Origin of the sequence: Enhygromyxa salina (assembly GCF_000737335.2) — a bacterium.
In the GTDB taxonomy this organism is placed as follows: domain Bacteria; phylum Myxococcota_A; class Polyangia; order Nannocystales; family Nannocystaceae; genus Plesiocystis; species Plesiocystis salina_C.
This window is the reverse complement of record NZ_JMCC02000076.1, coordinates 82,728-89,865: the sequence shown is the minus strand read 5'-3', so window position 1 is coordinate 89,865 and position 7,138 is coordinate 82,728. Positions and strand designations below refer to the sequence as shown.

Sequence of the window (7,138 nt, the reverse complement as noted above, 5' to 3'; positions counted from 1 at the left end):
CGTCCAGGACGTCACCATGAGCAACGGCAACGGCTGGGGGTTGGCCTTCATGTAGCTCGCTGAGGGTTTAGTTGTTGCTCCGAGGGCGCCTGGTGACAGGCGCCCGGTCACACCCTTTGCTTCCTACAGATCGAAATCACCCGCGGCTTCTGGGCCCGGAGCCCCAGCAGCGTGGCCCCGATGGGTGCGAGGATCGACAGCTTGCCGTCCGCGAATTCGGCCTGGCGCGGGTACACCAGGGTCACGTCGTGCTGTTCGCCGGTCGTCGCGTTTCCATGTGATATCGGCTCCCTCATCGTCAGCCGAAGCCCGCCTCGATCAGCGCCCCCATCTCAATCGGCCGACGACCGATCATTTGCTCGAGAGTCGGGTCGACAGTTGTGAATTCGCTCGCTCGGCTGGCCATGTAGAGCCCCATCACCAAGTCTGCAGTATGTGACGGTGCTCCGCGCGTCGCCAGCTTCGTCCGCATGTCATCATCGGAGACGAACTTGCGCACAATCGAGCGCCCCAGCAGCGCCGACGCGAGGGCGGCCAGATCAGCGAGGTCGAGCGCCTCCGCTGCGGTGAGCGGCGGCGTCGGTCCGTCGAATCGGCCCGGATTCACGAGAATGATCGCGTCGGCCTCGGCAAGGTCGGCGTGGGCCGTCCACGCGATCTTGCCGTCCTCCGGCGCCTCGACCACGCCGCTCTCGATCCCTTCGGCCATCATCATGAGGCCGCTCGCCCCGTAGAAGCCGTGCCGGAGCGCGGTCCACTCGAGCCCAGAATCGCGCAGCATCGCTTCAGTCGCCGCGTGGTCGAGCGCCGGCGGAAACTTCGACGAGGCGCTCGCGGCCATTTGGCTGGTGTAGACGATCCGTCCCACCCCGACGGCGCGCGCCGCCTCGATCGCTGCGCGGTGCTGGGCGAGTGTGTCGCCCCCGGACGCGCGCGCGTTGGATGAGACGAGCAGCACTTGTTTGGCACCCTCGAAGGCGTGCCGCAGGCTGTCGGGTTCCGTGAAGTCGCCGCGGCGGACCCGGACGCCGAGCGGCTCCAAGTCGGCGGCCTTCGCCGGATCGCGGACGCTGATCCCCACCTGGTCTGCGGGCACGCGCCCAACGAGCTGTTTGACGATCGCGCGGCCGAGCTGGCCAGTTGCTCCTGTGACGATGATCATGCGGATGAGTCTCTTGCGATGGGTTGTGGGTCGTTATCACCGATAACATCCTGAAGATATCATTGATTATCACCGCTAACAAGCCAAGACTATCGCTGGAAAGGCTTGGCGGTATATTGCCCGTGATGACCGAGCTGAGCCCGATCGCGGACGATACCCGTGCGCGCATCATCGTGGCCGCCGCCGGCCTGATCGCCTCCGGTGGGCGCGACGCGGCGACCACTCGTGCGGTCGCCGCTGCTGCTGCTGTACAGGCCCCCACGATCTACCGCCTGTTCGGCGACAAGCGCGGGCTGCTCGACGCGGTCGCCGAATACGAGATGGCCGCCTACATGACGCAGAAGGCCGCGCGCAGGCCCCATCCTGATCCGGTGCAGGACCTGCGCGACGGCTGGGACATGCACGTCGCGTTCGGACTGGGCCATCCCGGGCTGTTCGCGATCATGAGCGGCGGTCCGGATCAGCGCCCAGCGTCCGCCGCAGTCGCGGCTGGGTTGGAGCTGCTGCGGGGGCGGGTCCGGAGGATCGCGCTCGCGGGACGCCTGCGCGTCAGCGAGCAGCGGGCGGTCGCACTGCTGCACGCGGTGGGCACCGGAACTGTGCTCGCGCTGCTCGGCCAGCCGGACGAGCAGCGCGACTGTGGCCTGTCGGAGGTCGCGCGCGAGGCAGTCGTGGCTGCGATCACCACAGAGGCGGTCGCACCCGCGCAGCCGGGACCGAGCGGAGCTGCGACGGCGCTGCGGGCTTCCCTCGACCAGAGCACCGTGCTCACCAGCGGCGAGCGGCACCTGCTCGAGGAGCTGCTCGAGCGGATCGCCAACGCGTAACTCGAGGCGTCATGCGTCATCACTCGAGGGCGAGCTCGGGGAGCTGATCACCAAACACTGCGCTCAGGCCCTCACACAGCCCAACGCCCACGGCCAGGGCCCAGCGAGCCAAACGCGGCCGAGGGGGCGCCCGGTCGCAGCACCACGCTCGCGTAGATGTCTTGGCCCGGCGGCGACCACGGCCGGCCAAGCCGCCCGCGCCCTGCCGTCTGGGCGCCGGCGCCTCAGGGCCATGCCCGTGACATGCCAGGTGGCATTGTCGTCGCGCTCGGACGCAAACGAGACGTGGACCTGTTGGTCGTGTTCAGTGTCACTCATGGTCCCTGCACTGAGATTGGCACCAACCCGTCCAGGATGGGGTCCACCTTCGCCGTGATTGTGTCGGTGGTGGGCTTGAACGGCGACGTCCGAGTCCCAGATTTGCGTGGCGGCTCACCGAGGTACGGCGAACCCGTAGACAAACATGCACACTCGGTGCGACGCTGTGCTGGACCGCGAACCGCTGAAGTTTACCTATCTGCTCCGCGGGATCGAGGGCCGGCCGGTGTCGAATTGCCCAAATGCCTGACTTAGCTTCCGCCCCTCCTTGGGTTCGACTAAGCCATCGGGCGATCGTTGTCTATGGGGCGGTGTGTCTGCTCGCAGGGTGCTTGATGCTCTTCTGGTCCGCCGGCCTCGTGGGATTGCTCTTGGCACCCCTGTTCCTGGTGACGCCTGGCATCGTTGTGGCCTGGCTGGCCGCTCCGCTCGCCTTCGGTCTCGGCCACTGGATTGGTGACCGCTTCACGAGGCGCCAAGAAGGGCACGTCGCTGCCAAGATGCTCAGCCGTGCCGCCCGGTATGTGCACGGTACCGCAATCGTCCTGGGCACCTGCAGTTATTACCCGCTCGTCCTGCCGGCCGACCAAGACGGCGTGTCGCTTCAACCTGTTTTCATGCTCGCGGTGGTCCTGTTCGCTCTGGCGCTATCCGCATCGACTCATACGGCGCGTCGTCGTGGGTGGCCGCTCATGGCCGCCTCGTTCTCGGCGACGACCTACGCGGCCATCGCAGTGCTGATCGGCGTATTCAGTGGCGCAATGTGGATCGGAGGGTTCGCGCTGCCCTTCGCCATGTACTTCGCCGCCAGCGCGTTGTGGTTGCTCGGCGGGCCGCGGTGGCACGACGCGTAGCAGTGCGGAGCGACGGCCCAGGTCAGCGCAGAGGCCAGCTTGCGAACCGAGCTTGCGAACCCGGCGGCTGGGCGGCGCGCGACTCCGGCTCGGCCGGCGCATGTCCGACGTCGCGGCTCATCTCGTCGACGAGGAGGTGCCCGTGCGCCAGTGGTGAGGGGGACGGGGTGCATCATGGGCGAAACTGAGGAGCAGGGAGGGGATTGCGGTGGCCGCTCGTTTGTGGCCTATCCCTGGGTGATCGCCCGTCTTTGGCTTGGAGGTCGGTCCGAGCTTGGTTGGCGAGCCGATCGCAGGAATTGGTTGGCGTTGGCTATGAGTTGATCCAAAGGTTGCCGAAGACTCGACGCGGCCGCTCATGGCATCGGCGCTGGGCTGCTGCGCTCGCAGTCCACGGTGACCCGGAGCACGCGGATGTCATCGATCAGCGGCTCGCCGTCTTCACGATCGATGATGATCTTCTCGGTCCAGGGGTCGTTCACCCGCACGGGCCCGCCCTGGCTCTTGGTTGACACCGACCGTCGACGCAGCGGAGCGCCAGTCGTGGTCCCGTCCATTGTCTCCTGGCGGCTGGCAACGGCCTCGCCCTCGATCCACAGCGTCCAGCCGCTCACGGCCATCTCCGGTGGGGGCATGGGGCCCCCCGCGTACAACCAACCGGTCAAGGCCACGGAGTCATCCGCCGCGCGACAGCGCCAACCGCCAGCGCCGAGCGGACCGGCGAACACGACCTCGTAGGCGGTGCGGTTGTCCTCGGGCTCGTCGCTGGGCTCGGGCTCGTCGCTGGGCTCGGGCTCGCCGCTGGGCTCGGGCTCGGGCTCGCTGCTGGGCTCGGGCTCGTCCTGCTCTCGCGTGTCGCTACCCGGCTTCGCGGCGTCAGCTTTTACTTGCTGCTCGGGCGGCGTCGTCTTGGGCGCGGGCGTCTTGCATCCGGCCAACGCCGCCAACGAAGCCACAGCGGTGAGCGTGAAGGTGGAGATTCGCACGCAACCGTGTACCACGGGCTCGGGCGGCGGTTGACTCGCTATGTCAACGGTGCGCCTCGTGAGCAGGTGTCACGCGGTATGACGCTCTTCGCCGCTGTGTGGCTCAGCTGGCCGGCTTCAAGCGTCCGTCGCGGACGCTAGCATCGCGAGCGGCGGCGCGGCCCCACAGGCGCGGGCGACCGCTGTTGCGAGCTGTTCCAAGCGGAAGGGCTTGGGGAGAAAGGCCAACCCGTCTTGTTCGAGCATTGTCTCGACGGCGTGGTCGCAGCTATAGCCCGAGGTCACGAGCACGCGGACGTTGGGGCACAGCTGCTCGAGGCGGCGGTAGGTGTCGAGGCCGTTGAGCTTTGGCATGATCAGATCGAGAATGACCAGATCAAAGTCCTGCGTGCGTCGCTCGAACAGCGCGACCGCTGCGACCCCGTCCGAGCAGGTGGTGACCATGTAGCCGAGCCCCCGCAAAAACTTGGCGGCGAACACGAGCACCATCTCGTCGTCATCGACGATCAGGATGTGGCCGTGACCCCTCACCCGCGGGCTGTCTGGGAGCGGCTGCTGGACGGCGCTCTCTGGCACCGTGGGGAACAGCATGGTGAAGCTGGTGCCCTTGTCCGGCTCGCTGTCGACGAGGATCTGCCCCCCGTGGCTCTGGACCGTGCCGTAGACCCCGGCGAGCCCCAGCCCCGTGCCCTTGCCGGGGGCCTTGGTCGAGAAGAAGGGCTCGAAGATGCGTTGTTGGATCTCGGGGCTCATGCCAACGCCGGTGTCGAGCACCTCGAGTTCGACGTGTTGTCCGGGCGTGATCTGCTGGGCACGGGCCCGGCGGTAGACCTCGTCCAGACTCAGGTTGCGGGTGCGAATGATGATCCGACCGCCATTGGGCATCGCGTCGCGAGCGTTGAGGCCGAGGTTGAGCAGGGCGTGATGCAGCTGCGAGGGGTCGCCGAGCACGGTCGCCTCGTCGGCGCGCAGCTCCGTCGTGATCTGGATGCGCTTGTCGATAGTCCGGGACAGCAGCAAGATGACCTCGGCGATCAGCGCGTGGAGATCGACCGGGATCGACTTCGTCCGTCCCTTGCGCGAGAACGCGAGCAGCTGCTTGGTGAGGTCAGCGGCCCGCTCGCTTGCCTGAATGATCTGGTTTATCAGGTCGACGTCATCCTCGTCATCATGATCGTGATCAGCATGACGAGGATGATCGGCGTCGGCGTTCAGCGACATCTTCAAGAGCTCCGCGTAGCCCATGATGCCCGCGAGGATGTTGTTGAAGTCATGCGCGACACCGCCAGCGAGCTGGCCGATCGCCTCCATCTTTTGGGCCTGGCGGAGCTGCTCTTGCAGCTCGTTCTCCTGGGTGCAGTCCATGATGCTGAGCCGGACGATCAGCCCTTCCGACGAGGGCAGCCGAACCAGGCGCATCTTGCATGAGACCTCCCGGCTGCGGTTCAGGTAGACCCAATCAACGGTCGGCTTTGCGCCGCGTACCGCGAGCTCGACGAGATCGGCGAGGGCCTCGGGCGACTGGCGGCCGCTGGGTTGCAGGGCCGGGCTCAAGTCGTCGAGGTTGCTCGCCCGCAGCTCCTCCATGGACAGCCCGAACAGCAGCAGGGCGTTCTCGTTGGCGTCGACGAAGCGCCCCGCGTGCACGTCCATCAGGACCAGCGCCTCTGGAGCGTTCTCGATCACGGTGCGGAGTCGGGCCTCGCTCTGGCTCAGGGCGTCCTCGGCGAGCCTGCGAGAGATGGCGATGCCGGCCAGCCGCGCCGTCGCCCGAATGTACTCGAGGTCGGTGTCCTCTGGCGCACGCGGCTCCCGGTAGTACATGGCGAAGGTGCCCAGCACCTCGTCGTTGGCGTCGAGGATCGGCTCGGACCAGCACGCCCCGAACGCGCCGAGCTGCACCAACGCCTGGTGTGCCGCCCAGTAGGGGTGGTGGTTGACGTCCTCGACGACCACCCGCTTGCCCGTTGCCGCCGCCGTCCCGCAGCTGCCCACGCCTGGACCGATCACGAGACCCTCGAGCTTCGCGTTGTAGGCCGGTGGCAGGCTCGGTGCGGCGCCCTGGTGGAGCGTGCGCTTGTCGGGGGACACCAGCAGCACCGAGGCGCGCACGTCTGGGTTCACGGCCTCGGCCCGCGCCACGATCTCGCCGAGGACATTGGACAGCGGTTCGTGCATTGCGACCATCTCGAGCACGTGGGCGTGGGCTTCTTGGATCTCCCGGTGCCGCCGCTGTTCGCTGACGTCGATGATCTGGGCGAGCAAGTAGGTCGGGTCGCCCTGCTCCGTTCGGATCGGCGTCGTGCTGACCAGCGCATGCAGGATGGCGCCAGACTTGCGGACGTAGCGCTTCTCGACGCTGGCCGCTCCTTGCGTCTGCGCGAGCATGTGATCTGCCGCCGCGTGGCTGGTTGCCGTTGCGGCTGCGATGTCATCCGGGTGAGTGACATCCGCGATCCTGCGCCCGAGCAGCTCGTCCCGAGAGTATCCGAGCATGGTGCACAGGGCCGCGTTCACCCCGATCAATCGCCCATCGGGCTCGATCCGCGCCATGCCGAGCGGGTTGGACTCGAAGAACACCTCCATCTCACTGGCATTCACGAGCGGGCCTGTCGATGGAGCGTCTTTGTTCAAGTTTAACTCGCGCCTGGTCGTAGCTGATATTCGGTGGGGTCGCAACTTCGCTGGGCGTCCGAGCAAGGGGGGAACGGCGACTAGAGCGCCGGATGGGCGCTCGTTCGAGTCCTCTCGCCAGATGACCACAGCAGGCTCTCGCAACTAATTGAACACCTGTCCTCGTCATGGATGTTCGATCGCGCAGGCGTGCGCCAGGCTTCGGACGCGGTACGACACAAGTTCCGCAGCCCGTGGTGGAGCTGACTAAGCTGAGCGCGATAAAAGCCAGCCACGTCGCGCTCACCCGCCTCTCTGGGATTGTCCTCACCCTGCCCTTCGTCGTGGTCCCGAATGGACGCGCGGAAGCGACCCCGA

The 7,138-nt window shown here is 66.9% G+C and carries 6 protein-coding genes and 1 pseudogene; 2 read left to right on the top strand and 5 right to left on the bottom strand.

Annotation, left to right across the window (positions count from 1 at the left end):
• Positions 1-107: 107 nt before the first annotated feature.
• The gene (locus DB30_RS26905) at positions 108-296 is read right to left on the bottom strand and encodes a GreA/GreB family elongation factor (RefSeq protein WP_052554129.1); all 189 of its coding nucleotides are present in this window, start codon (positions 294-296) and stop codon (positions 108-110) included.
• Positions 297-298: 2 nt separating this feature from the next.
• The gene (locus DB30_RS26900) at positions 299-1,162 is read right to left on the bottom strand and encodes an NAD(P)H-binding protein (protein ID WP_052554127.1); all 864 of its coding nucleotides are present in this window, start codon (positions 1,160-1,162) and stop codon (positions 299-301) included.
• Positions 1,163-1,287: 125 nt separating this feature from the next.
• Between DB30_RS26900 and DB30_RS26895 the strand changes: the two genes are divergently transcribed.
• Complete coding sequence (locus DB30_RS26895) at positions 1,288-1,989, top strand: TetR/AcrR family transcriptional regulator (RefSeq protein WP_052554125.1); 702 nt, start codon at positions 1,288-1,290, stop codon at positions 1,987-1,989.
• Between the two features lie 71 nt (positions 1,990-2,060).
• Here DB30_RS26895 and DB30_RS42485 read toward each other — a convergent pair.
• Positions 2,061-2,192 (bottom strand): annotated as a pseudogene (locus tag DB30_RS42485) (biotin--[acetyl-CoA-carboxylase] ligase); the annotation flags it as partial.
• Positions 2,193-2,642: 450 nt separating this feature from the next.
• Here DB30_RS42485 and DB30_RS26890 point away from each other — a divergent pair.
• Positions 2,643-3,161: a hypothetical protein gene (locus tag DB30_RS26890; protein WP_052554123.1), complete on the top strand. Its 519-nt coding sequence runs from the start codon at positions 2,643-2,645 to the stop codon at positions 3,159-3,161.
• Positions 3,162-3,517: 356 nt separating this feature from the next.
• Here DB30_RS26890 and DB30_RS41690 read toward each other — a convergent pair whose 3' ends face one another.
• Positions 3,518-4,147, bottom strand: coding sequence for a hypothetical protein (locus tag DB30_RS41690; protein WP_052554120.1), 630 nt, complete (start codon positions 4,145-4,147; stop codon positions 3,518-3,520).
• A gap of 117 nt (positions 4,148-4,264) precedes the next feature.
• Positions 4,265-6,748, bottom strand: a complete 2,484-nt coding sequence (locus DB30_RS26880; RefSeq protein WP_146660778.1) for a hybrid sensor histidine kinase/response regulator — start codon at positions 6,746-6,748, stop codon at positions 4,265-4,267.
• Positions 6,749-7,138 lie beyond the last annotated feature (390 nt).